We start from the raw sequence: 25,353 nt of genomic DNA, 5'->3' as shown, positions 1-25,353 counted from the left end.
TTCAAATTCCGAAAATGCAATCATGCTCGATGATTTAGCCTTATTTGTCGCCATTGTCGAGGCAGGCAGCCTGCATGCGGCGGCCGTCAAGGAGGATTTGCCCGCCGCCACCGTCACGCGCAGGCTGCAAAAGCTGGAAAGCCAGCTCGGTTACCGCTTGCTCAACCGTAGCGCGCGCCGCCTGCAGCCGACGGCGGAAGGCTGGCAATACTACGAGCAGTGCCGTCCCCTCGTGCACGCGCTGCGGCAGGCGACGCAGCAGCTCGACGCCAGCCTGTCGGCCGTCTCGGGCAGCATCCGCGTGCTGGCGCCCGTGAACTTCGCCAGCGGCTTGCTGACGCCGGCCTGGGTCAGCTTCATGCAGAAATACCCGGACATCCGCCTGGAGCTGGAATTGTCGAACCTGCTGCAAGACCTGGTCGGCAGCGGGGCGGATCTGGCCATCCGCGTGGGCGCGCTCGACGATTCCTCGCTGATGCAGCGGCGCCTGGGCAGCGCTGCGCTGGTGATGGTGGCCGCGCCCGCCTACCTGGCGCGCGCCGGCGTGCCGCGCGACTTGCAGGAACTGGAACAGCACGAGCTGATCGTGGCCGAGCCGCTGCGCTCGTGGCGCTTGCGGCGGCCCGGCGACGGTGCCGAAATGGTGATCGAACCGCGGGCGCGCCTGCGCGTCAATGAAATGCGCCTGGCCGTGGAAATGGCAGACGCGGGCATCGGTATCCTGCTGTGTCCGCTGCTGCAGTGCCGCGACGAGGTGGCCCGGGGCAGCCTGGTGCGCGTGCTGCCCGACTGGATGCCGCAGCCGCGCCACGTGTATGCCGTGTGGACGCAGCGGCGCTACCTGCCGGCCCGCGTGCGCGTCTTGCTCGAACACCTGGCGGCGTTTGCGGCCGGCAATCCGCTGTTGAACGAGGAAGCAAGCGTCTAGCTCGCCTGTTGCCGCGCCAGCCACCGCGTGAACTGGCGCAAGGCTGGCGTAAAACCGCTGGCTGGCGCGGCGCCGGGCTTGGCCTGGGCAAGGAAATAATCTATTTGCGCCTGCATGGCGGGAGCGTGCCGCAGCAACAGCGCGGCATGCTCGTCCAAGCTGGCGGGCCAGCCGGGATCGCCATCCTGGCGCAGCAGGTTGCAGGAACGGATCAGCTTGCGCGACGCTTCGCGCTGCAGGCGGACGATGGCGGCGGGGTCGCGTTCGTCATCGAGGCGCCGCGCATAGTCGTTCAGCACGCGGGCAAAGTCGCCATTCACGGCCAGGGCGATGGCGCGCGAGGGAGAGAATGGCGCGAAGTGCGGCGCCAGGTCATCGCCCCACAGGCAGCGGCACTGGTGCTTGAGCCAGTAACCCCAGCTGTACAGGTGCTCGGGCGCCAGCGCCTGGGCCCGGTGGCCGATGTCGAAATCGATCTTGACCACTTCCCGGTGGCGCGCCTGCAGGGCCAGGCGCAGCGCTTCCAGCGTTTCCCACTGCGGCGGCGTGGGCGGCTGGCGCAGCACCAGGGTCAGGTCGAGGTCGGATATGCCCGGCGTGGCGTCGCCGCGGGCAATGCTGCCGTACAGGTATATGCCGTCCAACAAGTGACCGGCTTGCGCAGCCAGGCTGGCGCAGACGTCATGCAGCAAGGCGTCGAATGGGGGCTGCAATGGGCCGCAGGGGGCGGGTGCAATGGGCGGCATGTCTGGCACGAGGCTGGTGGGAGCAACTTCCAACATAGCATGCGTTGGGGCGCGCAGGCAGGCGAATCCTTTCCATTAAGTAATACCGAGCGCTTGTACTTCTCGGCAAGATCGCGTTAAGATAAAGCTGCCCGCTTATCCAGTGGGCAATCTGGTGTTTTTTCGCGCAATCCGTCCCTATCCATGAGAGTAGCAATGAAATATCTGATCATTCCCTTCTTGCTGGCCATCACTGGCTGTGAAGTACTGTATGACGCAAACCGGGACAAGATCGGCGAGTATTGCAACAGCCTCAATAATTTTGACGACCGCAATGCCTGCCGCAAGCGCAATCAAACCAGCTACCAGGAATACGTGCAGCAGCGCGACCAGTTGAAAAAGAAAAACGACAAGTAAGCTTGCCGCCACATAAAAAAACGCCGCTGACCAGTCAGCGGCGTTTTGCTTTGCAGGCCCCGGCTTTGCGGCCGGGGTTTGCCTCACATTAATCGTCGGCGTAGATATTGTTATCCTTGGTTTCCTTGACGAACAGGGTGCCGATCACGACAGTTGCCAGGGCGACGACGATCGGATACCACAGGCCATAATAAATGTCGCCCTTGAAGGCCACCAGCGCGAAGGCCGTGGTCGGCAGCAGGCCGCCGAACCAGCCGTTACCGATATGGTAGGGCAGGGACATCGAGGTGTAGCGTATGCGCGTCGGGAACATTTCCACCAGCATGGCGGCGATCGGGCCATACACCATGGTCACGTACAGCACCAGGATGAACAGCAGCAAGACGACCATCGGCTTGTTGATCTGCTCCGGATCGGCTTTTGCCGGGTAGCCTGCTTCCTTGATGCCGGCGCCCAATTCTTTCTTCAGCGCCGCTTCATGGGCCTTGCTGTCCGCGTCGAAGTTCAGGCCATCGGGCGTCATGACGGCGTTGAACGAGCTAAACTCCTTCGTGCCGATGCGCACCTTGGCGATTGAGCCGGCCGGCGCGTCTTCCTTCGTGTAGTTCACCGAGCTGTTCGACAGGAAGCCGGTGGCGATGTCGCACGACGATGGGAATTTCTTGGTACCGGTCATGTTGAACTGGAAGTGGCAGGAAGCGGGATCGGCCACGACCACCACTGGCGAGTTTTTCAGTGCGGCTTCCAGCTGCGGGTTGGCGAAGTGGGTCAGGCCGTTGAAGATCGGGAAGTAGGTGGCCGCGGCGATCAGGCAGCCGCCGAGGATGATGTACTTGCGGCCGACGCGGTCGGACAGGCTGCCGAAGAACAGGAAGAAGGGCGTGGCCAGCAGCAGGGCGACGGCGACGAGCACGTTGGCCGTTGCCAGGTCCACCTTCAAGGTCTGGATCATGAAGAACAGGGCGTAGAACTGGCCCGTGTACCACACGACGGCCTGGCCGGCGGTCAGGCCGATCAGGGCCAGGATGACGATCTTCAGGTTTTTCCACTTGCCGAACGCTTCCGTCAGCGGGGCTTTCGAGGTCTTGCCTTCGGCCTTCATCTTGGCGAATGCCGGCGATTCATTCATGGCCAGGCGGATCCACACGGAAATACCCAGCAGGATGACGGAGACGAGGAAGGGAATGCGCCAGCCCCATGCCTCGAAATCCTTCTCGCCGGTCGCCAGGCGGGTGCCCAGGATGACCATCAGCGACAGGAAGAAGCCCAGGGTGGCCGTCGTCTGTATCCACGCCGTGAACGCGCCGCGCTTGCCTTCAGGCGCGTGCTCGGCCACATAGGTGGCTGCGCCGCCGTACTCGCCGCCCAGCGCCAGGCCTTGCAGGATGCGCAGGATGACGAGGATGATCGGTGCGGCGATGCCGATGGAGGCGTGGCCCGGCAGCAAGCCGACGATGAAGGTGGAGCCGCCCATGATCAGGATGGTGATCAGGAAGGTGTACTTGCGGCCGATCATGTCGCCCAGGCGGCCGAAGACCAGCGCGCCGAACGGACGCACGATGAAGCCGGCGGCAAAGGCCAGCAGCGCGAAAATGAAGGTGGTGGTGGGGTCGCCGATGAAGAATTGCTTGGCGATGATGGAAGCGAGCGAGCCGTACAGATAAAAATCGTACCATTCAAAGACCGTGCCCAAGGATGACGCAAAGATGACCTTGCGTTCCTCGGGCGTGATCGGCGTTCCCTTGGTGGAAAATTTCCGTACGTCGGCCGAGCCGGATGGTGTTGCCATGGTTTGTCTCCCTATGTTTTATAGTGAACCATTGCCGAGGTCTTTTTGACCATTCTTGCAACAGCTTGGGGCGAGTGTGTTCTCCGAACCTTACGTCATGCTTGCTTGAAACTTACACCAAGCTTACAAATTGCCGGCCATCACAACTTTGCGAACGACCGTACTTAAATGTGCTATTCTCGTTCCGTAGAGACCATCATTGACCATATAACATTCCCACAAGGAGACACAGCATGAATGAAGCCGTCATCGTATCGACCGCCCGCACGGGCCTGGCCAAGTCCTGGAAGGGCGCGTTCAACATGACGCATGGCGCCACCCTGGGCGGCCACGTGCTGGCGGCGGCCGTCGAGCGCGCGCGCATCGAGGCGGAGGAAGTGGAAGACGTGCTGGTCGGCTGCGCCTTTCCCGAAGGCGCCACGGGCGGCAATATCGCGCGCCAGGTGGCCTTGCGCGGCGGCTGCCCCGTCACGACGGCCGGCATGACCGTCAACCGTTTTTGTTCCTCGGGCTTGCAGGCGATCGCCCTGGCGGCGCAGCGCATCATCGCCGGCGAAGGCGATATTTATGCGGCGGGCGGCGTGGAATCGATTTCCTGCGTGCAAAATGAAATGAATACGCATATGTACCGCGACGTCTGGCTGCAGCAGCACAAGCCGGAAGTGTACTGGCCCATGCTGCAGACGGCCGAGACCGTCGCCAAGCGCTACCAGATTTCGCGCGAGCGCCAGGATGCCTACGGCGCGCAAAGCCAGCAGCGCGCCGCCGCGGCCCAGGCGGCCGGCCTGTTCGATGCGGAAATCGTGCCGATGACCACCATCATGGGCGTGGCCGACAAGGCCAGCGGCATGCTGGTCTCGCGCGAAGTGACGATCTCGGCAGACGAAGGCATCCGCGCGGACACGACCTACGATGGCGTGGCGAAGATCCGCCCGGCCATTCCTGGCGGCGTCATCAGCGCCGGCAATGCCAGCCAGTTTTCCGACGGCGCTTCGATGGCCATCGTCATGAATGCCAAAGTGGCCGAAGCGAAAGGCTTGCAGCCGCTGGGCATCTTCCGCGGCTTTGCCGTGGCCGGCTGCGAACCCGATGAAATGGGCATCGGCCCCGTGTTTGCCATCCCGAAACTGCTGAAAAAAGCGGGCTTGACGGTGGCCGACATCGGCCTGTGGGAACTCAATGAAGCGTTCGCCGTGCAAGTGCTGTATTGCGCCGACACCCTAGGCATCCCGATGGACCGCCTGAACGTCAACGGTGGCGCGATTGCCGTCGGCCACCCGTACGGCGTGTCGGGCGCGCGCCTGACGGGCCACGCCTTGATCGAAGGCAAGCGCCGTGGCGTCAAATATGTGGTCGTGACCATGTGCATCGGCGGCGGGCAGGGTGCGGCCGGCTTGTTCGAGGTGCTGTAATGCTTGCTTGACAGCCAGTCTGCGGGCGGCCTGGGTGCCGCCCGTTTGCATGGTGCACGCTGTTCCTGCAAGGCATGCCGATAGCGGTTACAGTAATGCTTCATTGATAAACTGATTCACATCGCCACCATGATCAAGCACATCGTTTTCTGGAAACTCAAAGACCACGCCGAAGGCGCCGACCGCGCCACCAATGCCTTGAAACTGAAATCCTTGCTCGATGCCTGCTCCGACCTGGTGCCCGGCATCTTGAAATTCGAGGCGGCCGTGGCCCAGCCGGGCCTGGAGGCGACCTACGACATCGTGCTGTACAGCGAGTTCGCCAGCCGCGCAGCGCTCGACGCCTACCAGAACCATCCCGAACACGTGAAAATCAAGCCGTTCTTTGGCGCCGTGCGGGAAGCGCGGCAATGCATGGACTACGAGATTTGATCGCTACGCAGCAGACACCAGCCTTCCGCTGATCCTATCTATCGACAAGGAGTATTCATGAGCACCTACCAACGCATCGTCCTCGCCTCGCGCCCCACGGCTGAAGTGCAGCCGGAACACTTCCGTTTGGAAACTGTCGAGATTCCCGCCATCCAGGATGGTCAATTGCTGGTGCGTAACCAGTATCTGTCCTTGGACCCCTACATGCGCGGGCGCATGAGCACGAATAAAAGCTATGCGGCGCCGCAAGCCTTGAATGAAACCATGATCGGCGGCACGGTGGGCGTGGTGCTCGAATCGAAGCATCCGAAGTTCGCCGTGGGCGACACGGTGGTGGGAACGTTGGGCTGGACGGAAGTGGCCGTGTCCGACGGCACCATGCTGCGCAAGGTCGACACGACGCATATCCCCGCCTCGGCCTACCTGGGCGCCGTCGGCATGCCGGGCATGACGGCCTGGTATGGCTTGAACCAGATCATGGCGCCGAAAGCGGGTGAAACCGTGGTCGTGTCGGCCGCCAGCGGCGCCGTGGGCAGCGTCGTGGGGCAGTTGGCGAAATTGAAAGGCTGCCGCGTCGTCGGTATCGCCGGCGGCGCGGAGAAATGCGCGTACGTCGTCAAGGAGCTGGGTTTCGACGCCTGCGTCGATTACAAGGCGGGCAAGCTGGCGGTCGACCTGGAAGCGGCCACGCCGGACGGCATCGACGCCATCTTTGAAAACGTGGGCGGCGCCGTGTTCGACGCGGCGCTGGCGCGCACCAATGCGTTTGGCCGCGTGGCCGTGTGCGGCTGGATCGCCGGCTACAACGGCGAACCGACGCCGCTCGAGAATGCCCGCTTCATCCTCACCAACCGCCTCACCTTGCGCGGCTTCATCGTCTCGGAGCAGCCGGAATTCTGGCCGCAAGGGCTGGCGGAGCTGGGCTCGCTGGTGGCGACGGGCAAGCTGACATTCCGCGAATCCGTGGCGGACGGTCTGGCCAGCGCGCCGGAAGCGTTTATTGGCCTGTTGAAAGGCCGTAACTTCGGCAAGCAGCTGGTGAAGCTGACTTGAAGCGGCCGGGCTGACCTTCCTTCCTCCATGCGGGCCGTGCGACAATTGCGGCCCGTCTCTTATTCGCACCTACCATGACCAAGCACACCATCCGCCTCGGCGACTGGGCCACCCTGGGCCCCGACGCCACCGCCATCCGTTTTGAAGTTTTCGTCGATGAACAGAAAGTGCCGGCCGAGATCGAACTCGACGACATGGACGCCGTGTGCCTGCACGCCGTGGCCTATGACGATGCCGGCAACGCCATCGGCACGGGCCGCTTATTGCCCGACGGCCACATCGGCCGCATGGCCGTGCGCCAGCCGGGCCGCGGCACGGGCGTGGGCGGCGCCATTTTGACCTTGTTGATGGATAAAGCCCGCGCACGGGGCGATGCCGCCGTGGTCTTGAACGCGCAAACCGTGGCCGCGCCATTCTATGCGCGCCACGGTTTCGTGCAGCAGGGGGAGGTATTCGAGGAGGCGGGGATTGCGCATGTGGAAATGCGGCTGGTGTTCTAAGCGTTAACCCAAGAGCGAGGACTGGGGTCGGACCCTCAGGGTCCGACCCCGGCAGTTCATGGGTTACGGGTTCAGTTTTGTGCGTGCGACTGGCGCCATTTATCCAGAATGACCGCCAGCACGATCACGACACCTTTCGCCACATACTGCCAGAACGACGACAGTCCCAAAATCGTCAAGCCATTGTTCATCACGCCGATGATCAGTGCGCCGATGACGGTACCCCAGACGGAACCGACGCCGCCCATCAGGCTTGTGCCGCCGAGCACGACGGCCGCGATGGCGTCCAGCTCATAGCCCGTGCCCCAGTTGCCGTTGGCCGCGTACAGGCGGCTGGCCGACATGGCGCCGCCCAGGCCAGCGAACAGGCCGCTGATCGTGTAGACAAACATCAGCACGAGACCGACCTTGATACCCGTCAAACGGGCCGCCTGGATATTACCGCCGACGGCGTAGATATGCAGACCCAGGGTCGTCTTGCGCAAGATGAACCAGGTCAGCAGCACCACGGCGGCCGCCAGCCAGATCAGCCATGGCACGGCCAGGAAGCTGCCGTTGCCCATCCATTCGAAGCTGGGGATTTCCGTGTTCAGCACGCTGGTGCCATCGGCCAGCAGGTAGGCGGCGCCGCGCAGGGCCGTCATGGTACCCAGGGTCACGACGAAGGGGTTCAGGCCGACGAGGGCGACCAGCACGCCATTGAGCGCGCCCAGCAGCAGGCCGACGATGAGGAAGGCGGGGATCGAGAAGCCGGCGAGCTGCGCCGACAGCGACATCAGCATGCCTGCTACGGCCGAGACGGCCAGCACGGAGCCGACGGACAAATCGATGCCGCTGGTCAAAATGACGAAGGTCATGCCGGACGCCAGCACGATATTGATCGACACCTGGCGGAAGATGTTCATGGTGTTATTGCTGGTCATGAAGGTCGACGTGCCGTCGGCCGAGAAATACACGGTCAAGCCGTACATGGCCAGGTACAGCACGACCAGCACGGGCAGCATGCCCAGGCGGCGCATCAGGTTCGAGGCATTGAAGGGTTCGCCGGCGCGCGCGGCGCCGCGGGTGGTGGTAGTCATGATAGTTCTCCCTGTATTGATTTTTTAAGCGGCGTCCAGATGGGTGGCATAGGCGAGGATGTTTTCCTGCGTGATATCGTCACCCCTCACTTCGCCCGTCATCCGTCCCTCGCACATCACCATCACGCGGTCGCAGATGCCGACCAGCTCGGCCAGTTCGCTGGAAATGCACAGCACGGCCGTGCCGGCGTCCGCCAGCTGGTGGATGATCTTGTAGATTTCGCTCTTCGCGCCCACGTCCACGCCCCGCGTCGGTTCATCGAGGATGAGGACCTTGGGCGCGATGGCCAGCCAGCGCGCCAGCAAGACTTTCTGCTGGTTGCCGCCGGAGAGTCCGCCGACGATGCCGTCCGGCCCCGATACTTTCACGTTGAGGTTGCTGATCGCCTCGCGCGTGAGCTGGGTCAGGGCGCCACGGTTGACGACGCCCGCCGTGGAATGCTTGGACAGTATGTTCATCGACATGTTTTCCATGGCCGACAATTGCATGAACAAGCCCAGGCTCTTGCGGTCTTCCGGCAGGTAGCCGATGCCGTGGCGGATCGCCGCCAGCGGGCGGTGGATATGCACTTCCTGGCCATCGAGCCACACTTGCCCCGTTTGCTTTTTGTCGGCGCCAAAGATCAGGCGCGCCAGTTCCGTGCGGCCCGCGCCGACCAGGCCCGCCAGGCCGGTGACTTCGCCCGCATGCAGGCTGAACGAGGCGGGTTTGACCTTGCCGCCGCCCACCTTTTCCACGCGCAGGCGCTCGGCGCCCCGTGTGCTGCGCCGCTGGTGCGCATAAAAGTCGTCGGCGGGGCGGCCCACCATCATTTGCACGACTTTCTTTTGATCCAGTTCGTCCTTGCCCAGTTCGCCCACATAGGCGCCGTCGCGCAGCACCGTGATGCGGCGCGCCAGGCGTTCCACCTCGGCCATGCGGTGGCTGATGTACAGCACGGCCAGGCCCTTGTCGCGCTGTTCTTCGATGATGCGGAACAATTGTTCGGTTTCCCGGTCGGACAGGGCGGCAGTGGGCTCGTCCATGATCAGGATGCGGCTTTCATGCACGAGGGCGCGGGCGATTTCCACCTGCTGCTGCTCGGCGATCGACAGCGCGGACACCATGGTGTCCGCGTCGAAGCGGGAACCGAGGTCGGCCAGGATGGCGTTCGTGCGCGCGCGCATTTCGCCGCCCTTGACGGTCCAGAACGGTCCTTGCGGCTCGCTGCCCATGAAGACGTTCTGCGCCACCGTCATGTTCTTGGCCACGCTCAATTCCTGATAGATCAGGTTGATGCCGAGCGCGCGTGCCTCGCCCGGGTTGCGGATACGAATCGGTTTACCGTCGAGAATGATCTCGCCCGCATCCGGTGTGTACACGCCCGACAGGATTTTCATCAGGGTGCTCTTGCCGGCGCCGTTCTCTCCCATCACGGCATGGATTTCGCCGCTGCGCACCGTCAGGTGCACGCCGCGCAGCGCGCGCGTGGCGCCAAAGCGCTTCTCGATGCCGCGCATTTCAAAAATAATTTCGTCGCTCATGACTGTCCTTCCTTGCTGGTGAAACTGGCGCCGCCTGCCGTCTGGCCGGCGGCGCCACGTGGTTCAGGTCAGGCAGATCAGTTCTTTACCCAGCCCGTGTAGGTGGCGACGTTTTCCTTGGTGATGGCCGGGGTCGGCAACAGCACCATGGTCTGTTTCGGCGTGCGGCCGTTCATGATGTCATAGCCCATCTGCACGGCGTCCGTGGCCATGCGGTACGGGTTTTGCGCCGAGGTGGCGGCAAACAGGCCAGCCTTGTTTTTCAGGGCGTTCTGACCATCGGGCGCGCCATCGACGGCCGTGATCAGTTTCACGTCCGTGCGTTTCGATTGCTTGATGGCCAGTTCGGCGCCGATGCCCGTCGGATCGTTGATGGCGAACACGCCGTCGATCTTCGGATGGGCCGTCAGCAAGTTCGACATCACGGTCATGCCGCCGTCGCGGCTGCCGCCCGCGTTCTGGTTGTCGGACAGGATCTTGATATCCTTGAACGCGGCCAGGGTCTTCTTGCAGCCGTTGACGCGGTCGATCACGGATGTGACCGGCGGGCCATTGAGGATCACGACATTGCCCTTGCCACCGATCTGCTTGGCCAGGTAGGCGCACGAGACGTCGCCGGCCATGGTGTTGTCGGACATCACGGTGGCCGAAGCGCCCACGGCGCCCACGTCGACGGCGATCACGACCACGCCCGCATTGCGCGCTTTCTTGATGGCCGGTGCGATGCCCTTGGAATCGACGGCGTTCAGGATGATGATGTCGGTCTTGTTGGCGATGAAGTTCTCGATCTGGTCGACCTGGGTGTTCAGGTCATACTTGCTGGACACAGTCGTGACTTTCACGCCAGGGCCGCCCAGTTTTTTCGCGCTTTCTTCCGCGCCGCGGCCGATGGCGACAAAAAACGGGTTGGCCAGGTCGCCCACGCTCACGCCGATCGATTTGAGCGGTTTGTCGGCGGCGAAAGCGCCGCAGGCGGCGGACAGCAAGAGGGAGGCGGTAATGACTTTTTTCATGAGGATCTCCAAGGGTTTTTATTGTAAAAACAAACGGTGCTACGGTAAAAACTGGGTGAAAACTTAGTGACTGCGCAATTTCTCGATCATGGCGTCCAGCTTGCCCGCATCGACGGCGAAGCCGCGGATGCCTTCGGCCAGCTTTTCGGTGGCCATCGTATCGTCGTTCAAGGCGTAGCGGAAGGCGGCCTCGTCGTACGTGACGGCCGGCTGCGCCGCGCCCAAGTCGCCGCCCAAGGCGCGCTCGAATGGCGCATCCGCCGCTTCCAGCTTGGCAAGCAAGTCCGGGCTGATGGTCAGCAAGTCGCAGCCGGACAGGGCCGTGATCTGGCCCACGTTGCGGAAGCTGGCGCCCATCACTTGGGTGGCGATGCCATGTTGTTTGTAGTAATTGAAGATGCGCGTGACCGATTGCACGCCTGGATCATTGGACAGGCTGCGCGCCGCTTCGTCCCATGCCGCACCCTGCGACTTCTTGTGCCAGTCGTAGATGCGGCCCACGAACGGCGAAATCAGGCGCACGTTCGCATCCGCGCAGGCGACGGCCTGGCAAAACGCGAACAGCAGGGTCAGGTTGCAAAAGATGCCGTCTTTTTCCAGCTCGCGCGCGGCCTGGATGCCTTCCCAGGTGGCGGCAACCTTGATCAGCACGCGCTCGCGGGCCACGCCGGCTTGCTCGTACAGGGCGATCAGGCGGCGCCCGCGGGCGACGGTGGCGGCGCGGTCAAAACTCAAACGGGCGTCGACTTCCGTCGACACGCGGCCCGGCACGACTTTCAGGATTTCCAGGCCGAAACGCACCAGCACCTGGTCGACGATATCGTCAAGCGTAGCGTTCTTGTGGGCCGCGACCGTGCTTTCCAGCAAGGGCGCGTATTCGGGCTGCAGCACGGCCTTTAAAATCAGCGACGGGTTGGTGGTGGCGTCTTGCGGCGCGAAACGGGCCAGTTGCAAAAAGTCGCCCGTGTCGGCGACGACAGTACTGTATTGCTTCAATTGTTGCAGTTGATTCATTACTATTCCTTATCACTGAGTTGGTGCAAGGCTTGCACGGCGGGAAACAGGCTACGGTAGCGACCGTAACGGATGCTCAAGGCTGCGCTGTGCGCGGCATCGGGCAGGAAAGTGTTTTTGATGGGCAATCCCTGCGTGAGCAGGCTGGTGTCGCCGATGGCGGCAAAGCCCAGCTTGGCCGCGCCCAGGCTGGCCGACAGTTCGCTGTTGTGCAGGGTGCGCATCTCACGGCCCAGCACATTGGCCAGCAGCTGCGCCCAGTACTGGCTGCGCGCGCCGCCGCCCACCAGCATGCAGTGGGGAACGACGGCACCCGTCGAGGTGACGGCCGCCATGGCGTCGCGCAAGGCGAAGGCCACGCCTTCGAGCACGGCATAGCCGAGCTGGGCCGGCGTGCTGTCGTGGCCCAGTTGCAAAAAGGCGCCGCGCACTTGCGGGTCGTTGTGCGGCGTGCGCTCGCCCGACAGGTAGGGCAGAAACAGCGGCGCGGATGGTGCGACGGGGGTGTCGAGCGGCAAGCCCGCCTCCACCAGCGCCAGCAGGGCCGCTTCATCGGGCTGGCCCAGCACGCCCGTGGCCCAGCGCAAACAGCTGGCGCCCGACAGGATCGCGCCCATCGCATACCAGCGGCCGGGCAGGGCGTGGCAAAAGCTGTGCACGCCGCCGGCCGGGTTGCCCAGCGGCTCCTCGGTGACGGAGACGATGGCGGCGCTGGTGCCCAGCGAAATAAAACTGTCGCCGCCGTTGACGGCGCCGATGCCCACGGCCGAAACGGGGTTGTCGCCACCGCCACCGGCCACCACCACATCCGCTGGCAAGCCCAGCTGGTCGGCGATGGCCGCCAGCACGGTGCCCGTGGCGGCATCGCCTTCGGCCAGCGCCGGTAATTGATCCAGGCGCAAGCCGCAGGCCGTGACCATGGGCGCGAACCAGGCGCGCCTGGCTTCGTCCAGCCACAGGGTGCCGGCCGCGTCAGACATGTCCGTCAGTTTGATCCCCGTCAAGCGCAGGCGCAGATAATCCTTTGGTGACAGCAGGCAGGCGATGGCGGCGAAGGCGTCGGGCTCGTGCGTTTGCAGCCACAGCAGTTTCGGCGCCGTCAGGCCCGCCATGGGCAGGCTGCCCGTCACGTCCGCATACGCGGGATAGTCGCGCGCCAGGCTGGCCGCTTCGGCTTCGGCGCGCGCATCGTTCCACAGGATGGCGGGACGGATGACCTGATCGTTGGTGTCGAGCAGCACGGCGCCATGCATCTGGCCCGACAGGCCGATGCAGGCGATGCGCGCATAGTCCTGCGGCCAGCCGGCGCGCAGCTGCGCCAGGGCGTTGACGCAGGCGGCCCACCAGTCCTGCGGCGCTTGTTCGGACCAGCCCGCTTGCGGGCGGCTGGTGTCGATGCGCACGGAAGCCTGGCCGCGCACGGCGCCCGCGCTGTCCATCAGCACGGTTTTCAGTTCGGAGGTACCGAGGTCGATACCGAGGGAAATCGCTGGATGCATGGTGTGTCTATGTGTAAAGGTCAGGGGCAGCCGCAGGAGTTGCGTACGCGCAAGGTTGGCGACAAGCGCTGCACATGCTGGGCGCGGCCCGGATTGGCGATGCGGTCGATCAAGAGGTCGACGGCCATGGCGCCCAGCTCTTCGAGCGGCTGCGCCATCACGGTCAGGCGGGGGCTGAAATAATCGGCCCAGTCGAAATCATCGAAGCCGGCCAGCGCGACGTCTTGCGGTACCGCAATGTGCGCGTCGCGCAAGGCGTGCATGGTGCCGATGGTCATCAGGTTATTGCCGGCGACGATGGCCGTGGGACGCTGTGCGGCGGGCAGGGCCAGCAATTCGCGCGTGGCCGCGCCGCTGCGCTCCAGGTTGGAGTCGCCCGAGCGCAGCAGATCGGGATCAAAGGCGATATCGGCGCGCTGCAAGGCCAGGCGGTAGCCGTCAATGCGCTCGTCCGTCGTGGACAGGCCGGGCGCGCCCGCGATGAAACCGATGCGGCGGTGGCCGTGGACGGTGATCAGATGGCTGACCAGCTCGGCCGTCGCCTCGCTGTTTTCCACGCCCACCTGGTCGAACGGCTGCGGCGACATGCGGTCGACCAGCACGGACGCGATCTTGTTGCTGCTTAAATAGTCGAGCGCGTGGTTGTGCGGATCGCCGGACGGCGCCAGCACGATGCCGTCGACCCTGCGCTGGTGCAGGTTCTGCACCACTTTCAATTCCTGCGCGGGATCGTCATGCGTATCGGAAAACAGCATCATCAAGCCATGGCGCGTGCAGGCCGCCTCGATGGCGCGCACTGTTTCGCTGAAGTAATGATTGGTGAAGGCGGAAATGGCCACGCCGATGGTACCCGACGAGGAGCCGGCCAGCGCGCGCGCCAGCATGTTCGGCACGTAGCCGATCTGCTGCATGGCCGCGTTGACGGCGGCGACGGTTTTCGGGCTGACCTTGCGGGTGCCGTTGAGTACGTGAGAAACGGTCGACAGCGATACGTCCGCCGCGCGCGCTACATCTTCCATGGTAGCCATGGTGTCTCCTGATGGTATTTTTTGTTTTTATGTGTTTGATGCACGGCTTTGTTGCCGCGTTTGCATCCATCGTAAACAAAAGAAAGCGCTTGCGCAAGCGCTTTCTTTTTTGTGCGCGCAAACGTTTTAAGCAGTGACGGAAAGGAATGGTGAGGGAGCGGCGGTGCTGTCGGGGGTCTGACCCGACGGGGCAGACCCCAGCATTGACTTACTGAATCACCAGCTCATGCAGTTCGCCGGGCGAGTCCGGGAACAGTTTCACGACGGTGGAGGTGCGCGTACCGTAGCCCGGCGTTTCGATGCAGACGGCGGACAGCACGCGCTCGAGGTCGAGCGGCACGCCCGTGTCCGGCAAGCGGAAGTCGGGCGCGCGCGTGGTGTCGGCCAGCATGTCGAAATACGCTTCGTCGGGCGCACCCTGGCACAGCAGGCTGGCGAACTGGGCCTTGGTCTTCAAGACTTTCGGCCACGGCGCGTCGAGCAGGGCGTTCGACAGGCCGTAGATGCCCGGTTCCAATGGCTGGCCATTGCGCGCATCGCCGTCGCCCCGGTTGGAAAACCAGATCAGCGTGTCGGCGTCGCCCAGCACCAGATTGAAACCGTTGTAGGCATTGCCGCCGGGGCGGATTTGCGCGATGTAGTCTTGCGGCGACATGTCGCCAGCCAGATAGTCGGCCACCAGGGCGCCGCGCGAGGGGGCGTCCGGATTGCGGTCTTGCGGGCTGCGGATATTCGTGATGGCGGCAAAGCGCGAGCTGCCGCTGCCGGCCTGCGTGATGCCCATCCAGCTGCCGCCCGCCTGCAGGTCGCGGCCCGCATACACTTGCGGATGCTCGGGCCAGGCGCCGGCGGGGGCGCTGGCGCGTTCATAGAATTCGTCGCGGTTGGCGGCGGCAATCAGCGGGATGTGCGGATTGACTTTCCAGGCAAAAACGATCAGGCACATGGAGGCAAATCCATGAACACTTCCGTATGGCGCGCGCCGGCCGTCAGGGCCAGCAAGCCCGCCTCGTCGGCGGCAGTGGCCAGCAGTTCGGCAAAACCTTCGCCGACGACGGGATAGATTTCCATCCACGTCTGCAAGCCATCCTTGGCTTCCGGACGGCGCTTTAGTTGCGGCGCCACGCCGGAGGCGGCCGCCAGTTTCGCCTGCAAGGCACGGACCCTCGCTTCCAGCGCCTGGGCGTGCTCTTGCTTGACCTGATAATAAATGTACAAATCTTTCATGGCATTCTCACAAGTCGAGTGCATCGAGCACGTAAGGCATGGGCAGGAACTGCACGTGAACGCCCTGGGCTGAACCGTAGCGCACGGCGCCGGCGGCGCTTGAACCTTCTTCGATCGCCCCCAGCTTCATTTCAACGAGGGCGTCGACGCCGCCGGCGCCGCTGGGCGCCGCGTTGACGACCATGCCGCAAGGCTGCTCCGGGTCGCTGACGGTGTACAGTTCGCCGCCGGCGGCGACGCTCGCGTCACCGATGCTGACGAGGGTGGTGCGGCGCTTGAGCTTGCCCAAATACTGGCTGCGCGCGACGATTTCCTGGCCCGGGTAGCAGCCTTTCTTGAAATTGACGCCGCCCAGCAATTCAAAATTGACCATTTGCGGCACGAATTGCTCTTGCGTGGCGGCCGTGATCTGCGGGATGCCCGCGTGGATCTCCGACAATTGCCAGGCGTCGTTGCCGCCCTTGGCCAGCTGTTCGCTCAATCGCGGCCACGCGTCGCGCGCCGTGGCGGCCGACGTCAGCCATTCATAGCGGGCGCTGCCGAACGCATCGGCCACGCGCAGCAGGGTGCCTGTTGCATGCTCGACCTTGCTGAACGGCGTGGCGGGCAGGACGGGGAACCAGGCGGACAGGGCCGCGCTGGCTTGCTTGCCGCCGAGGCCCAGCACGACCTGGTTGGCTTCATCAAGCGATGCATCGTGCAGCTTGGCCTTGGCGCGCAGCACGAACATCTGCAACCGCTTCTGGATGGCCGGCTGTATGGCGCGCGGCAATTGCAGATAAATGGTGGTGGCGTTGCGCCACATCAGGAAACTGGCCAGCAGCCGGCCTTTCGGCGTGCAGTAGCCTGCCAGGCGCACTTGCTCCTGGTTCAGGTGTTCCACGTCGTTGGTCAGCTGGCCGTGCAGGAAACTGGCTGCCTCGTCGCCGTTCAGGCCGATCAATCCCTGGTCCGTGATGGCCGCGACAAAACCTTCTTGCAGTTGGGACACTGTCAGGGACTGACCAAAATCGGCGATGGGGGAGTTCGCGGTGCTGTCAGGCGCGCCATTCGTGGCAACGGGGCGGGCGCCTTGTGCGGTTAAAAATTGATTCCAGTTATTCATAATTTCCATTAGATCAGCGATTAAGCATTATCATTACGGGTTCATTATAGTGATGTCGCGCGGATCGCGTCGGCAGCGGCAAGATTGCCAGTGTTGGCGCCGCTTTGCGCGCACTTGCTTCACAAATGAACGATCATAACAAGCGGACGTTGGCCATCAGCGCCCGCATCACAAGAATCGGAACAATGGCTTTCTTTAAAAAACTTGTAGTCAGCTCAGTCATCGCCGCCATCGGCGTCGGCGGTACTTTTGTGTACTGGGCGCAGCAGCCCATCACCACGGACGGCGATGCCATTCCGTTTACGATCGCGCCGGGCAGCGGCGCGCATGCGGCCGGTCAGCAGATCGCGGACGCGGGCGTGCCCATCGTGCCCATCCTGTTCAACATGCTGGCGCGCATCGAAGGCAAGACCTCGAAGATCAAGGCCGGCTCCTACGAGTTGAAACCGGGCACCACGCCGCAGCGCCTGATCACGCAACTGGCACGCGGCGAGTTCGCGCAAGAGTCGCTGACCATCATCGAAGGCTGGACCTTCAGGCAGATGCGCATGGCCATGGCCAGCCATCCAGGCCTCAAGCACGACACCGTGGGTCTGTCCGACAAGGAACTGATGGCAAAGATCAGCCCGGAATATGTGTTGCCGGAAGGCTTGTTCTTCCCGGACACGTATCTGTTCGCCAAAGGGGCCAGCGAAATGCAGATTTTCAAGCAGGCGCACGCGGCCATGATCGGCCGCCTGTCCGAAGCGTGGGACAAGCGCGATCCGGCCTTGCCGTATAAAAACCCGTACGAGGCGCTGATCATGGCCTCCATCGTGGAAAAGGAAACGGGGCAAAAGTCCGAGCGCGCCATGATCGCCGGGGTGTTCGTCAACCGCCTGAAAACAGGCATGCTGCTGCAGACGGACCCGACCGTGATCTATGGCATGGGCGACAACTACCAGGGCAAGATCCGCAAACGCGACCTGGAAGCGGACACCCCGTACAATACCTACACGCGCGGCGGCTTGCCGCCCACGCCGATCGCCCTGGCTGGCGCGCAATCGCTGACGGCGGCGCTGGCGCCGGCCCGCACGCAGGCGCTGTATTTCGTCGCGCGCGGCGACGGCACCAGCCAGTTCTCGGCCAACTTGCCCGACCATAACCGCGCCGTGAATCAATACCAGCGTTAATTATTTCAAACTAGAAGCTTCATGACACCACACTATCAACCCCGTTTCATCACCTTCGAAGGCATCGATGGCGCGGGCAAGTCGACGCATATCGGCTTTGTCACCGACTACCTGCGCCAGCGCGGCGTGACCCTCGTGTCGTCGCGCGAACCGGGCGGCACCAGCCTGGGCGAAAAGCTGCGCGAACTGCTGCTGCATGAAAAGATGCATTTGGAAACGGAAGCCTTGCTGATGTTCGCCAGCCGCCGCGAACACATCGCGCAAGTCATCGCGCCCGCGCTCGAGCGCGGCGAGTGGGTCATTTCCGACCGCTTCACCGATGCCAGCTTTGCCTACCAGGGCGGCGGGCGCGGCATGGATTTGCGCAAGATGGAAGCGCTGGAAGCGTGGGTGCACCCGCACCTGCAGCCGGACCTGACGTTCCTGTTCGACGTGCCGCTGGCCGTCGCCCGTGCCCGGCTGGACGCCACGCGTGCGCTCGACAAGTTCGAGCAGGAGCGATCGGACTTCTTTGCCGCCACGCGCAACGAGTATCTGCGCCGCGCGGCCCAGTTCCCCGGCCGTTTCCGCATCATCGATTCCACGCAAAGCATTGCCGATATTCAAGTGCAGCTCGCGCAGCTGCTTGATATTTTGCTTGAGAAAAGCGTTATAACGTGCTGATTTAAAAGAAGAAGACATGACCAGTTCTCTCTATCCGTGGCAACAGGACGCCTGGCAGCAGTTGCAAGCCCTGCGTCCGCGCATGCCGCACGCCATCCTGTTCCATGGCGCGCAAGGCATCGGCAAGGCCGACTTCATCGAGCATTTCGCGCAAGCATTGCTGTGCGAAGACGTGCGCGCCGACGGCCATGCCTGCGGCGCCTGCGCCTCGTGCGGCTGGTTTAGCCAGGGCAACCATCCCGATTACCGCCGGGTCCGTCCAGAAGCGCTGGAAGACGAGGTGGCCGATGACGGCGAAGAGGGCGACGGCGCGAAGAAAAGCGCCAAGACCAAGACGCCGTCGAAGGACATCAAGATCGAGCAGATCCGCAACCTGGCCGACTTCATGAACATTTCCACGCACCGGCAAGGCTTGCGCGTGGTGGTGCTGTACCCGGCCGAGGCGCTCAACACGCCCGCCTCGAACGCCTTGCTGAAAACGCTGGAAGAGCCGCCGCCGGGCACTTTGTTCTTGCTGGCATCGAACAGCCTGGACCGCCTGCTGCCGACGATATTGTCGCGTTGCCGCAAGTTTGCCTTGCCGATGCCCAGCCACGAGCAAGCCTTGACGTGGCTCAAGCAACAAGGCTTGAACGATGCGGACAGCTGGCTGCGTGAGCAGGGCGGCGCGCCGCTGGCCGCGCTGGCCCAGTCCGAATCGGGTGGCCGCGAAGAAACGGAACAATTGTTGCAAGTCTTGGCCAACCCTGGCGTGGAAGCGGCCCTGAAAGCGGCGGATAAATTGCAGAAGTCTCCGCTGGCGCCGCTGGTCGCTTCCTTGCAGCGCTGGCTGTATGACGTGTTTTCCGTCAAATTGTCCGGCACCATCCGCTACTACCCGCGCCACCGGCGCGAGCTGGAAGCCTTGGCAGGACGCATCAACGTGAGCCGTCTGATGGCCGCCATCAAGGCCGCCAACGAACGCCGCGCGATTGCCGAACACCCCTTGTCGCCCAAGCTGTTCCTGGAAGACATGCTGCTCGACTACGCTTCCAGTTGCCAATAGAATCAAGCACTTGCGGTATCAAGTTAATCTGGATTGTGTGATTCTGTGGCGATAGGAATGACTCAGCCGCAAGCGCGCGTGCAGCTGCGGTACTGCACTTCGCACGCTTGCTGGCGTTCGGCGCGCCGCACGCGGAAGGCTTCGGCTTCGGTCGGGCGCAGCTGCGGCGACTGGACACCCGTCTCTTTGCCTGCGGCAACGTAGGGATTGCTGCTCGCTTTCATCGACAGGATGGGGCTGCCATCGTTTTCCGTGGCGCCTTGCGCTTGTGCACGGCAATCCTGGCGTGCCGAGGCGCAGACGGGCTGGCACAGTCCGGCATCGGGGATGGCCTTGGGCGCATCGCGCTTGTCCAGCACCTGCGCCTGCGCAGTCAAGGTCAGGCAGGCCAACAGTAGCAAAGGGCCGGCAGTTTTCAGCATTGAACACTCTCCACGATTCCGCGCGCAGCCCCATGGTTGCGCACCGGCAAGCCACTATGCATCTTGATAACTTTTTTGGCTAGCGCGTCATGTCCGTTTGCCACGCCTGGCCCCCGGTGTTACAGTCAAGGCACTGGACGGCAACGGAGGCGGGCGTGAAACGGGTCACTGGCATCGGCGGCATATTTTTTCACGCGCAAGACCCGGCCGCGCTGCGCGCCTGGTACCAGCGCCACCTGGGCCTGGACGTGCAGCCGTGGGGCGGCGCCGCCTTCACCTGGGCGGACGCCGACGGCAAGCCCGCTGGCGGCACCACCATCTGGTCCGTCGCGGCCAAGGACAGCGAGCAATTCGCGCCCGGCAAGGCCTCCTTCATGATCAACTACCGCGTCGACGACCTCGACGCGCTGCTGCAAGACCTGCGCGACGAAGGCTGCAAGGTGCTGGAGAAGGCACCGGACTCCGAATATGGCCAGTTCGGCTGGGTCATCGATCCCGAGGGCAATAAGGTGGAGCTGTGGCAGCCGCCGCAGGGGCAATAGGCGAACCACGCGGGAGCAGTCGGCGGCAGGAGGGATTTGCTGCTTCCCCCTGCCAGATTCCGCTCCCTCCGGTACAATCCCGCCTTATGTATATCGATTCCCATTGCCATATCAATTTCCCCGAGCTGGCTGCTCGCATGCCCGAGATCCTCGCCAAGATGGCCGAGAACAAGGTGACGCATGCCTTGTGCGTGTCCGTCGACTTGCCGGACTTTCCACAGGTGCTGGCCCTGGCCGAGCAGTATCCGCATATTTTCGCGTCCGTCGGCGTGCATCCCGATTACGAGGACACGCCTGAACCGTCCGTGGAAGACCTGGTGCGTCTGGCCGATCACCCGAAAATCATCGCCATCGGCGAGACGGGCCTCGACTATTTCCGTTTGACGGGCGACCTGGAGTGGCAGCGCGAGCGTTTCCGCACTCACATCAAAGCTTCAAGAATCACCCGCAAGCCCTTGATTATTCACACAAGAGCGGCCAGTGCAGACACCATACGCATCATGCGCGAAGAGGGCGCGGGCGTGTCCGATGGCGGCGTGGCCGGCGTCATGCATTGCTTTACGGAATCGCTGGAAGTGGCGCGCGCCGCCATCGACATGGGGTTCTATATTTCCTTTTCCGGCATCGTCACGTTCAAGAGCGCCAAGGATTTGCAGGCCGTGGCCCTGGAAGTGCCGCTCGAGCGGATCCTGATCGAGACGGATTCGCCGTATCTGGCGCCCGTGCCGTTCCGCGGCCGCATGAACGAGCCCGGCTATGTGGCCCACGTGGCGGAATACCTGTCGACCCTGAAAGGCATCCCCCTGGCGCAGGTGGCGCAGCAGACGACGGATAATTTCTTCAAGTTATTCAACCAGTTGCCATAACTTCTTAAGGTAAAACATAATGAAAAAACTCGCGCTGGCGATGCTGCTGTGCTGCGCCACGGCCAGCCAGGCGGCGCCGGAACCGGACGCCTTCTTCCGCGCCGTGTCCGTCAACAACGCCAGCGGCGTGCGCAGCATGCTGGCGGAAGGCATGAATCCGAACCTGCCTGACGCGCAGCGCGGCGACATTCCCCTCGTGCTGGCCTTGCGCGACGATGCGGACCGGGTGTTCCAGGTGTTGCTCGACACGCCCGGCGTCGACATCGAAGCTCGTTCGGCCAATGGCAACACGGCGCTGATGATGGCCGCCTACAAGCACAAGCAGGACGCAGTGAACGCCTTGCTGGCCAAGGGCGCCAAGGTCAACCAGAGCGGCTGGACGGCGCTGCACTATGCGGCCTCGGCGGGCGACTTGCCCATCATGAAAATCCTGCTCGACCGCGACGCCATGGTCGATGCGCGCGCGCCCGCCAACATTACGCCGCTGATGTTCGCCGCCCGCGAAGGCCAGGAGGGCGCCGTCAAGCTGCTGCTGTCCTGGGGCGCGGACGCGAGCCTGAAGAGCGACCATGGCTGGACGGCCGTGCAATTCGCCCAGGCGGGCGACAAGCCCGGCGTGGTCGCCATCATCGAAGCGGCGCAAAAGGCGCGCGCGGCACGCAAGTAAGTGTCTCTTTAGTAATGCTTTCCATGCCAGCGCTGAAACTGGCATGGATTTGCCTCTCACCTCAGCCCTTTGTTCTCCTTGCCGATTAACGATAATGATCGTGTCGCATTAATCAGGAGATACCTCGCATGGGCCATCCCACCACCGTCAGGCGCCGGCTGTATTGTCGCCGCCCCTCGCGCAGCCCGTGCGATATCACTGCTTTCTGGAATGACAAAACCGATCGGCCATCGGAGCCAGACTCCAAGAGGACAGACATGCTGAATGAACGAGAAATCGAGAGTTGTTACCTGGGGCAATTTATCCCCGTCCATTACCACCACAATATGTTGATGGACCAGAACCGCATGCACGGGTTCAAGTCGGCGATCGATTACGCGGTAAAACCCGGCATGAAGGTGCTGGAGCTGGGCGGCGGTACGGGCGTGCTGTCGTGGTTTGCGGCCGCGCGTGCCGACAAGGTCTGGTGCGTGGAGTTCAATCCGGACATGGTCAAGGAAGCGCGCAAGATGCTGGCGCTCAATCCCAACGGTGAAAAAGTCGAGGTCGTCCACGCGGATGCCTTCGAATACCTGCCGCCAGAGCCCGTCGATGTGGTCATTTGCGAAATGATCCATGTGGGCATGCTGCGCGAAAAGCAGGTGGAGGTGATCGAATCGTTCAAGCGCCGCTACCTGGCGCGTTTCGGCGGCCCGCTGCCCATCTTCCTGCCCGAGGCCGTCATCATGGCCGTGCAGCCGATGCAGCAGGAATACGATTTCGAGGGGTTTTATGCACCGATCGTGCAATTCCAGGAAACCACGGCCATCCATCCTGGCGTGCAGGAACTGGCGCCGCCTTCCGTCTACAGCATCATCGACTTCAGCCAGCCGACGGACAGCGTGTTCGGCTTCGACGGCAAGTTTGTCGTCGAGCGCAGCGGCACGCTGAACGCCTTGCGTTTCGTCACCAAGAACATCCTGGCCGTGGTGCCCGAGCGCTCGACCACCATCGACTGGCTGAACCACTACATGTGCTTGCCGTTGGCCACGCCGGTGGCCGTGAAGGCGGGCGATGTGCTGCAAGTGAGCTTCCAGTACCGCGCCGGCGGCTCGATTCCCTCGCTGGAAGCGTCGATCCGCGCGCAGGTGATCTACGACGTCAACTTGCAGCCGGTGACGCAGAGCGCCGTGTATGCGTAAGCATCATTAATGTAAAGGCAACGCCGCAGCGATTTCATCCTGCGGCGTTTGTCCATTCAGGGTATATTTCGTCTTTTACCCACTGGACAGCTTTACTATCATGGAACAGATCGATCAGCGTTACCTCGTGCAACAGAACAAAATCAGCGATGGCGAGACCAGGCCGCCCGTGTTTGCCAAGGTAATGCGCAGCAAGGAAGGCGTGTTTGAAGGCGTGTCCTTCATCAAGTCCAAGGACAAGGCCACCGTCATGACCATCGAAGATGCCAACCAGGCCATCAAATGGGCCACCAACAAGAAGCCGAACGCGCATGAATACATCACGAAAGTGATCTGCGTCGGCCAGTAAGTCTCCGTTCATTCCCGTTTTTGCACCGTTCATCTCCGCAGCACGCAGTTCATCGCATCGCCGTTGCCGCCGTCGCGGCGCTTTTATATAGTGCTCTCACGGTAGCGGGGCAAGCGTGGCTTGCTCCGCACATTTCATTCTAGGGGGACGCGATGCTGGGATTCGTGCTGTGGTTGCTGCTCTTGCTGGTGTGCTGGCCGCTGGCCCTGCTGGCCCTCGTGCTGTATCCGCTGGCCTGGCTGCTGTTGCTGCCATTCCGCTTGATCGGCATCGGCGTGGAAGGCGTATTTGAATTGCTGCGGGCCATCGTCATGCTGCCGGCCCGCGTGCTGGGCGGCGGCCGGCGCTGAAGCCGATATTTCCCATAAAAAATGGCGCCCTCGGCGCCATTGTCGTTTCTGCTGCCGTGCCGCTTACAGGTCGACCATGAAACCGGCGCCGATCGATTTCTGCGAATAGTTGTAATCGATCAAGCTCTGGCCATAGCCGGAGAACAGTTGCAGATAGCCTTTCAGGTTGGCCTTCAAGGGGAAAGCCCAGCTTGCCTGCATGGAGCCATGCTTCTTGCTGAAATTGCGGCGCGCCGTCACGGCATACTCGTGCCCCTTGTTGCGGTAGCTCACGCGCAAGTCGCCATGTCCCATGTAATCGGTGATGTCGATATTGTCATTGTCGACCGCGCTATTGTCGATGCGGTGCCAGACGCGGCCCGTGATGGCCAGGTTGTCTTTTTCCACGCCCAGCTCGGCATACACTCGGTTCCAGCTGCGCGACAGGGTCGACGTCTGGCCGTTCGACTGGTGCACGAAGCCGAGGTTCAGGTAATTGAACTCCAGGCCCGCGAAATTCTTGTTAATCGGCAAGATCAGCATCAGTTCCGGCTGGTAGTTCGTTTCGCGGAACGGGCTCGATGCCTTGCGGTTATACGCCTGCCAGAAACTTTGCTGCGTGTAGCCGAACCACATGTCGATGGGCGTTCCGGCGATGTCTTCCAGCAGCTTCATCTTGAAGCTCAGCTGGAACGTCAATTCCACGTGCTGGCTCTTGATGCCGGCCGGCGTGAAATCCTGGAACGGTTCGTCATTCGAGGCGTCGCTGTAATTGGCCAGCAACAGATAGGTGTCGCGGTGCGGACGGAAGTTGAACAGGCCCCGTTTCGATGCATCGTTGAGTTCCCACGATTGCTGCGTGCGCGAAATCGGTGCTTCCGGCGGCGCCGCGCCAGCCTGCGCGATGGCGGGAATGGCGGCGTTGACGGCCTCCGGCGTGGCCACGCCTGGCGGGCTGACAAACGTGAGGGGAGCGACCTCGGCGGCAGCCGCCAGGGTGACGGCCGCCGTGGCGGGATCGCCGCCGGCCGCGATGGTGGCCTTTTCCGCCGCCTTGGCCAGGGTGTCGAAGCAGCCCAGACGGGCACTGGCGTCGCCGAGCACGGCGCAACGCTGCATTTGCTGTTCAAGTTCGCCGGCCATGGCCAGCGCTGGCGACGCCAGCAGGGAGGAAAGGATTATTTTTCTTAGTCGGATAGTCATAGGCTGAGTGGGGCATGTCGTTCGGTGCGCACCTGGGCTGCATGCCGGCGGCGTCGCCTTACACGATAAATCATCGTGCGTATTGATCCTGATTAATCTTTAGTGGATTAATAGCTTTGAAAGTATAGCGGAATCCCTCGATTGCCCCGTCCGCCAGACGTGCGCAGGG

General features: G+C 62.8%; 28 protein-coding genes. 15 read left to right on the top strand and 13 right to left on the bottom strand.

From position 1 onward, the window contains the following. Positions 1-22 precede the first annotated feature (22 nt). Positions 23-928: a LysR family transcriptional regulator gene (locus GCN78_RS08640; RefSeq protein ID WP_152251341.1), complete on the top strand. Its 906-nt coding sequence runs from the start codon at positions 23-25 to the stop codon at positions 926-928. Here GCN78_RS08640 and GCN78_RS08635 read toward each other — a convergent pair. Next, a complete protein-coding gene (locus GCN78_RS08635) occupies positions 925-1,674 on the bottom strand; it encodes a nucleotidyltransferase domain-containing protein (RefSeq protein ID WP_152251340.1) in 750 nt (249 codons plus the stop codon). The two genes, GCN78_RS08640 and GCN78_RS08635, sit on opposite strands and share 4 nt — an antisense overlap. A 195-nt stretch (positions 1,675-1,869) precedes the next feature. On the opposite strand from GCN78_RS08635, the gene GCN78_RS08630 reads away from it, so the two are divergent. Further along, complete coding sequence (locus GCN78_RS08630; RefSeq protein WP_077404762.1) at positions 1,870-2,070, top strand: hypothetical protein; 201 nt, start codon at positions 1,870-1,872, stop codon at positions 2,068-2,070. A gap of 88 nt (positions 2,071-2,158) precedes the next feature. Here the strand turns inward: GCN78_RS08630 and GCN78_RS08625 are convergent, their stop codons facing one another. Next, positions 2,159-3,859 carry an MFS transporter gene (locus GCN78_RS08625; RefSeq protein ID WP_152251339.1) on the bottom strand — a complete coding sequence of 567 codons (1,701 nt, stop codon included), beginning with the start codon at positions 3,857-3,859 and terminating at the stop codon, positions 2,159-2,161. A gap of 233 nt (positions 3,860-4,092) precedes the next feature. Here GCN78_RS08625 and GCN78_RS08620 point away from each other — a divergent pair, with 233 nt between their 5' ends. The 4 genes from GCN78_RS08620 to GCN78_RS08605 all read left to right on the top strand — a co-directional run bounded on the left by GCN78_RS08620 (position 4,093) and on the right by GCN78_RS08605 (position 7,256). Next, positions 4,093-5,271, top strand: a complete 1,179-nt coding sequence (locus tag GCN78_RS08620; RefSeq protein WP_152251338.1) for an acetyl-CoA C-acyltransferase — start codon at positions 4,093-4,095, stop codon at positions 5,269-5,271. Positions 5,272-5,400: 129 nt separating this feature from the next. Further along, positions 5,401-5,703 (top strand): Dabb family protein, encoded by a 303-nt coding sequence (locus tag GCN78_RS08615; RefSeq protein WP_152251337.1) that lies wholly within the window; start codon positions 5,401-5,403, stop codon positions 5,701-5,703. A gap of 57 nt (positions 5,704-5,760) precedes the next feature. Further along, positions 5,761-6,756: an NADP-dependent oxidoreductase gene (locus GCN78_RS08610; RefSeq protein WP_152251336.1), complete on the top strand. Its 996-nt coding sequence runs from the start codon at positions 5,761-5,763 to the stop codon at positions 6,754-6,756. A 74-nt stretch (positions 6,757-6,830) separates the two neighbouring features. Continuing rightward, entirely contained in the window at positions 6,831-7,256 is a 426-nt protein-coding gene (locus GCN78_RS08605) for a GNAT family N-acetyltransferase (protein WP_152251335.1), read from the top strand. Positions 7,257-7,327: 71 nt separating this feature from the next. Here the strand turns inward: GCN78_RS08605 and GCN78_RS08600 are convergent, their stop codons facing one another. From GCN78_RS08600 to ygfZ, 9 genes are all read right to left on the bottom strand, one after another. Next, positions 7,328-8,335, bottom strand: coding sequence for an ABC transporter permease subunit (locus GCN78_RS08600; protein WP_152251334.1), 1,008 nt, complete (start codon positions 8,333-8,335; stop codon positions 7,328-7,330). 24 nt (positions 8,336-8,359) lie between these two features. Further along, positions 8,360-9,859 carry a sugar ABC transporter ATP-binding protein gene (locus GCN78_RS08595; RefSeq protein ID WP_152251333.1) on the bottom strand — a complete coding sequence of 500 codons (1,500 nt, stop codon included), beginning with the start codon at positions 9,857-9,859 and terminating at the stop codon, positions 8,360-8,362. A gap of 77 nt (positions 9,860-9,936) precedes the next feature. Continuing rightward, entirely contained in the window at positions 9,937-10,872 is a 936-nt protein-coding gene (locus tag GCN78_RS08590; RefSeq protein ID WP_077404737.1) for an ABC transporter substrate-binding protein, read from the bottom strand. A 63-nt stretch (positions 10,873-10,935) separates the two neighbouring features. Further along, positions 10,936-11,886 carry a transaldolase gene (gene tal, locus GCN78_RS08585; RefSeq protein WP_152251332.1) on the bottom strand — a complete coding sequence of 317 codons (951 nt, stop codon included), beginning with the start codon at positions 11,884-11,886 and terminating at the stop codon, positions 10,936-10,938. A 2-nt stretch (positions 11,887-11,888) separates the two neighbouring features. Then, the gene (gene xylB, locus GCN78_RS08580; protein ID WP_226939546.1) at positions 11,889-13,373 is read right to left on the bottom strand and encodes a xylulokinase; all 1,485 of its coding nucleotides are present in this window, start codon (positions 13,371-13,373) and stop codon (positions 11,889-11,891) included. 32 nt (positions 13,374-13,405) lie between these two features. Beyond that, positions 13,406-14,413 (bottom strand): LacI family DNA-binding transcriptional regulator, encoded by a 1,008-nt coding sequence (locus GCN78_RS08575; RefSeq protein ID WP_152251330.1) that lies wholly within the window; start codon positions 14,411-14,413, stop codon positions 13,406-13,408. Between the two features lie 208 nt (positions 14,414-14,621). Then, positions 14,622-15,359, bottom strand: coding sequence for an NRDE family protein (locus tag GCN78_RS08570; RefSeq protein WP_152251329.1), 738 nt, complete (start codon positions 15,357-15,359; stop codon positions 14,622-14,624). Beyond that, positions 15,350-15,640: a DUF4936 family protein gene (locus GCN78_RS08565; protein ID WP_152251328.1), complete on the bottom strand. Its 291-nt coding sequence runs from the start codon at positions 15,638-15,640 to the stop codon at positions 15,350-15,352. The genes GCN78_RS08570 and GCN78_RS08565 overlap by 10 nt, the downstream gene beginning before the upstream one ends. Positions 15,641-15,647: 7 nt before the next feature. Beyond that, positions 15,648-16,754 (bottom strand): CAF17-like 4Fe-4S cluster assembly/insertion protein YgfZ, encoded by a 1,107-nt coding sequence (ygfZ, locus tag GCN78_RS08560; RefSeq protein WP_152251327.1) that lies wholly within the window; start codon positions 16,752-16,754, stop codon positions 15,648-15,650. A gap of 176 nt (positions 16,755-16,930) precedes the next feature. Between ygfZ and mltG the strand changes: the two genes are divergently transcribed. From mltG to GCN78_RS08545, 3 genes are read left to right on the top strand one after another with little or no spacing between them, the layout of a single operon-like run. Continuing rightward, on the top strand, positions 16,931-17,917 hold the full coding sequence (gene mltG, locus GCN78_RS08555) for an endolytic transglycosylase MltG (RefSeq protein ID WP_152251326.1): 987 nt from the start codon (positions 16,931-16,933) through the stop codon (positions 17,915-17,917). Between the two features lie 21 nt (positions 17,918-17,938). Next, positions 17,939-18,580 (top strand): dTMP kinase, encoded by a 642-nt coding sequence (gene tmk, locus GCN78_RS08550; protein WP_152251325.1) that lies wholly within the window; start codon positions 17,939-17,941, stop codon positions 18,578-18,580. Between the two features lie 16 nt (positions 18,581-18,596). Further along, the gene (locus GCN78_RS08545) at positions 18,597-19,625 is read left to right on the top strand and encodes a DNA polymerase III subunit delta' (RefSeq protein ID WP_152251324.1); all 1,029 of its coding nucleotides are present in this window, start codon (positions 18,597-18,599) and stop codon (positions 19,623-19,625) included. A 62-nt stretch (positions 19,626-19,687) separates the two neighbouring features. Here the strand turns inward: GCN78_RS08545 and GCN78_RS08540 are convergent, their stop codons facing one another. Further along, positions 19,688-20,047 (bottom strand): hypothetical protein, encoded by a 360-nt coding sequence (locus GCN78_RS08540; protein ID WP_152251323.1) that lies wholly within the window; start codon positions 20,045-20,047, stop codon positions 19,688-19,690. A gap of 155 nt (positions 20,048-20,202) precedes the next feature. Here GCN78_RS08540 and GCN78_RS08535 point away from each other — a divergent pair, with 155 nt between their 5' ends. The 6 genes from GCN78_RS08535 to GCN78_RS08510 all read left to right on the top strand — a co-directional run bounded on the left by GCN78_RS08535 (position 20,203) and on the right by GCN78_RS08510 (position 24,002). Beyond that, a complete protein-coding gene (locus GCN78_RS08535; RefSeq protein ID WP_152251322.1) occupies positions 20,203-20,589 on the top strand; it encodes a VOC family protein in 387 nt (128 codons plus the stop codon). 86 nt (positions 20,590-20,675) lie between these two features. Further along, on the top strand, positions 20,676-21,455 hold the full coding sequence (locus GCN78_RS08530) for a TatD family hydrolase (RefSeq protein ID WP_152251321.1): 780 nt from the start codon (positions 20,676-20,678) through the stop codon (positions 21,453-21,455). A 19-nt stretch (positions 21,456-21,474) separates the two neighbouring features. Then, the gene (locus tag GCN78_RS08525; RefSeq protein WP_226939534.1) at positions 21,475-22,122 is read left to right on the top strand and encodes an ankyrin repeat domain-containing protein; all 648 of its coding nucleotides are present in this window, start codon (positions 21,475-21,477) and stop codon (positions 22,120-22,122) included. A gap of 257 nt (positions 22,123-22,379) precedes the next feature. Next, positions 22,380-23,303 carry a methyltransferase domain-containing protein gene (locus GCN78_RS08520; protein WP_152251319.1) on the top strand — a complete coding sequence of 308 codons (924 nt, stop codon included), beginning with the start codon at positions 22,380-22,382 and terminating at the stop codon, positions 23,301-23,303. A 100-nt stretch (positions 23,304-23,403) separates the two neighbouring features. Next, entirely contained in the window at positions 23,404-23,652 is a 249-nt protein-coding gene (locus GCN78_RS08515) for a hypothetical protein (RefSeq protein WP_152251318.1), read from the top strand. Between the two features lie 152 nt (positions 23,653-23,804). Then, positions 23,805-24,002, top strand: a complete 198-nt coding sequence (locus GCN78_RS08510) for a hypothetical protein (protein WP_034784591.1) — start codon at positions 23,805-23,807, stop codon at positions 24,000-24,002. A gap of 63 nt (positions 24,003-24,065) precedes the next feature. On the opposite strand, the gene GCN78_RS08505 is transcribed toward GCN78_RS08510, so the two are convergent. Next, complete coding sequence (locus GCN78_RS08505; protein WP_152251317.1) at positions 24,066-25,124, bottom strand: phospholipase A; 1,059 nt, start codon at positions 25,122-25,124, stop codon at positions 24,066-24,068. Positions 25,125-25,353: the final 229 nt, after the last annotated feature.

Origin of the sequence: Janthinobacterium rivuli (genome assembly GCF_009208735.1) — a bacterium.
Lineage (GTDB): Bacteria > Pseudomonadota > Gammaproteobacteria > Burkholderiales > Burkholderiaceae_D > Janthinobacterium.
Note: the sequence above shows the minus strand (reverse complement) of the source record. Positions and strands in the feature narration are given on the sequence as shown.

What these genes read in the sequence shown, in the direction of transcription:
- ygfZ (WP_152251327.1), bottom strand. Translation starts at nt 16,754, where the DNA reads ATGGAAATTATGAATAACTGGAATCAATTTTTAACCGCACAAGGCGCC.
- GCN78_RS08525 (WP_226939534.1), top strand. Translation starts at nt 21,475, where the DNA reads ATGAAAAAACTCGCGCTGGCGATGCTGCTGTGCTGCGCCACGGCCAGC.
- GCN78_RS08530 (WP_152251321.1), top strand. Translation starts at nt 20,676, where the DNA reads ATGTATATCGATTCCCATTGCCATATCAATTTCCCCGAGCTGGCTGCT.
- tal (WP_152251332.1), bottom strand. Translation starts at nt 11,886, where the DNA reads ATGAATCAACTGCAACAATTGAAGCAATACAGTACTGTCGTCGCCGAC.
- GCN78_RS08545 (WP_152251324.1), top strand. Translation starts at nt 18,597, where the DNA reads ATGACCAGTTCTCTCTATCCGTGGCAACAGGACGCCTGGCAGCAGTTG.
- GCN78_RS08600 (WP_152251334.1), bottom strand. Translation starts at nt 8,335, where the DNA reads ATGACTACCACCACCCGCGGCGCCGCGCGCGCCGGCGAACCCTTCAAT.
- GCN78_RS08510 (WP_034784591.1), top strand. Translation starts at nt 23,805, where the DNA reads ATGCTGGGATTCGTGCTGTGGTTGCTGCTCTTGCTGGTGTGCTGGCCG.
- GCN78_RS08570 (WP_152251329.1), bottom strand. Translation starts at nt 15,359, where the DNA reads ATGTGCCTGATCGTTTTTGCCTGGAAAGTCAATCCGCACATCCCGCTG.
- GCN78_RS08605 (WP_152251335.1), top strand. Translation starts at nt 6,831, where the DNA reads ATGACCAAGCACACCATCCGCCTCGGCGACTGGGCCACCCTGGGCCCC.
- GCN78_RS08630 (WP_077404762.1), top strand. Translation starts at nt 1,870, where the DNA reads ATGAAATATCTGATCATTCCCTTCTTGCTGGCCATCACTGGCTGTGAA.
- GCN78_RS08620 (WP_152251338.1), top strand. Translation starts at nt 4,093, where the DNA reads ATGAATGAAGCCGTCATCGTATCGACCGCCCGCACGGGCCTGGCCAAG.
- GCN78_RS08615 (WP_152251337.1), top strand. Translation starts at nt 5,401, where the DNA reads ATGATCAAGCACATCGTTTTCTGGAAACTCAAAGACCACGCCGAAGGC.
- GCN78_RS08575 (WP_152251330.1), bottom strand. Translation starts at nt 14,413, where the DNA reads ATGGCTACCATGGAAGATGTAGCGCGCGCGGCGGACGTATCGCTGTCG.
- GCN78_RS08640 (WP_152251341.1), top strand. Translation starts at nt 23, where the DNA reads ATGCTCGATGATTTAGCCTTATTTGTCGCCATTGTCGAGGCAGGCAGC.
- GCN78_RS08520 (WP_152251319.1), top strand. Translation starts at nt 22,380, where the DNA reads ATGCTGAATGAACGAGAAATCGAGAGTTGTTACCTGGGGCAATTTATC.
- GCN78_RS08625 (WP_152251339.1), bottom strand. Translation starts at nt 3,859, where the DNA reads ATGGCAACACCATCCGGCTCGGCCGACGTACGGAAATTTTCCACCAAG.
- GCN78_RS08590 (WP_077404737.1), bottom strand. Translation starts at nt 10,872, where the DNA reads ATGAAAAAAGTCATTACCGCCTCCCTCTTGCTGTCCGCCGCCTGCGGC.
- GCN78_RS08565 (WP_152251328.1), bottom strand. Translation starts at nt 15,640, where the DNA reads ATGAAAGATTTGTACATTTATTATCAGGTCAAGCAAGAGCACGCCCAG.
- GCN78_RS08515 (WP_152251318.1), top strand. Translation starts at nt 23,404, where the DNA reads ATGGAACAGATCGATCAGCGTTACCTCGTGCAACAGAACAAAATCAGC.
- mltG (WP_152251326.1), top strand. Translation starts at nt 16,931, where the DNA reads ATGGCTTTCTTTAAAAAACTTGTAGTCAGCTCAGTCATCGCCGCCATC.
- GCN78_RS08595 (WP_152251333.1), bottom strand. Translation starts at nt 9,859, where the DNA reads ATGAGCGACGAAATTATTTTTGAAATGCGCGGCATCGAGAAGCGCTTT.
- tmk (WP_152251325.1), top strand. Translation starts at nt 17,939, where the DNA reads ATGACACCACACTATCAACCCCGTTTCATCACCTTCGAAGGCATCGAT.
- GCN78_RS08610 (WP_152251336.1), top strand. Translation starts at nt 5,761, where the DNA reads ATGAGCACCTACCAACGCATCGTCCTCGCCTCGCGCCCCACGGCTGAA.
- GCN78_RS08505 (WP_152251317.1), bottom strand. Translation starts at nt 25,124, where the DNA reads ATGGCCGGCGAACTTGAACAGCAAATGCAGCGTTGCGCCGTGCTCGGC.
- GCN78_RS08540 (WP_152251323.1), bottom strand. Translation starts at nt 20,047, where the DNA reads ATGCTGAAAACTGCCGGCCCTTTGCTACTGTTGGCCTGCCTGACCTTG.
- GCN78_RS08635 (WP_152251340.1), bottom strand. Translation starts at nt 1,674, where the DNA reads ATGCCGCCCATTGCACCCGCCCCCTGCGGCCCATTGCAGCCCCCATTC.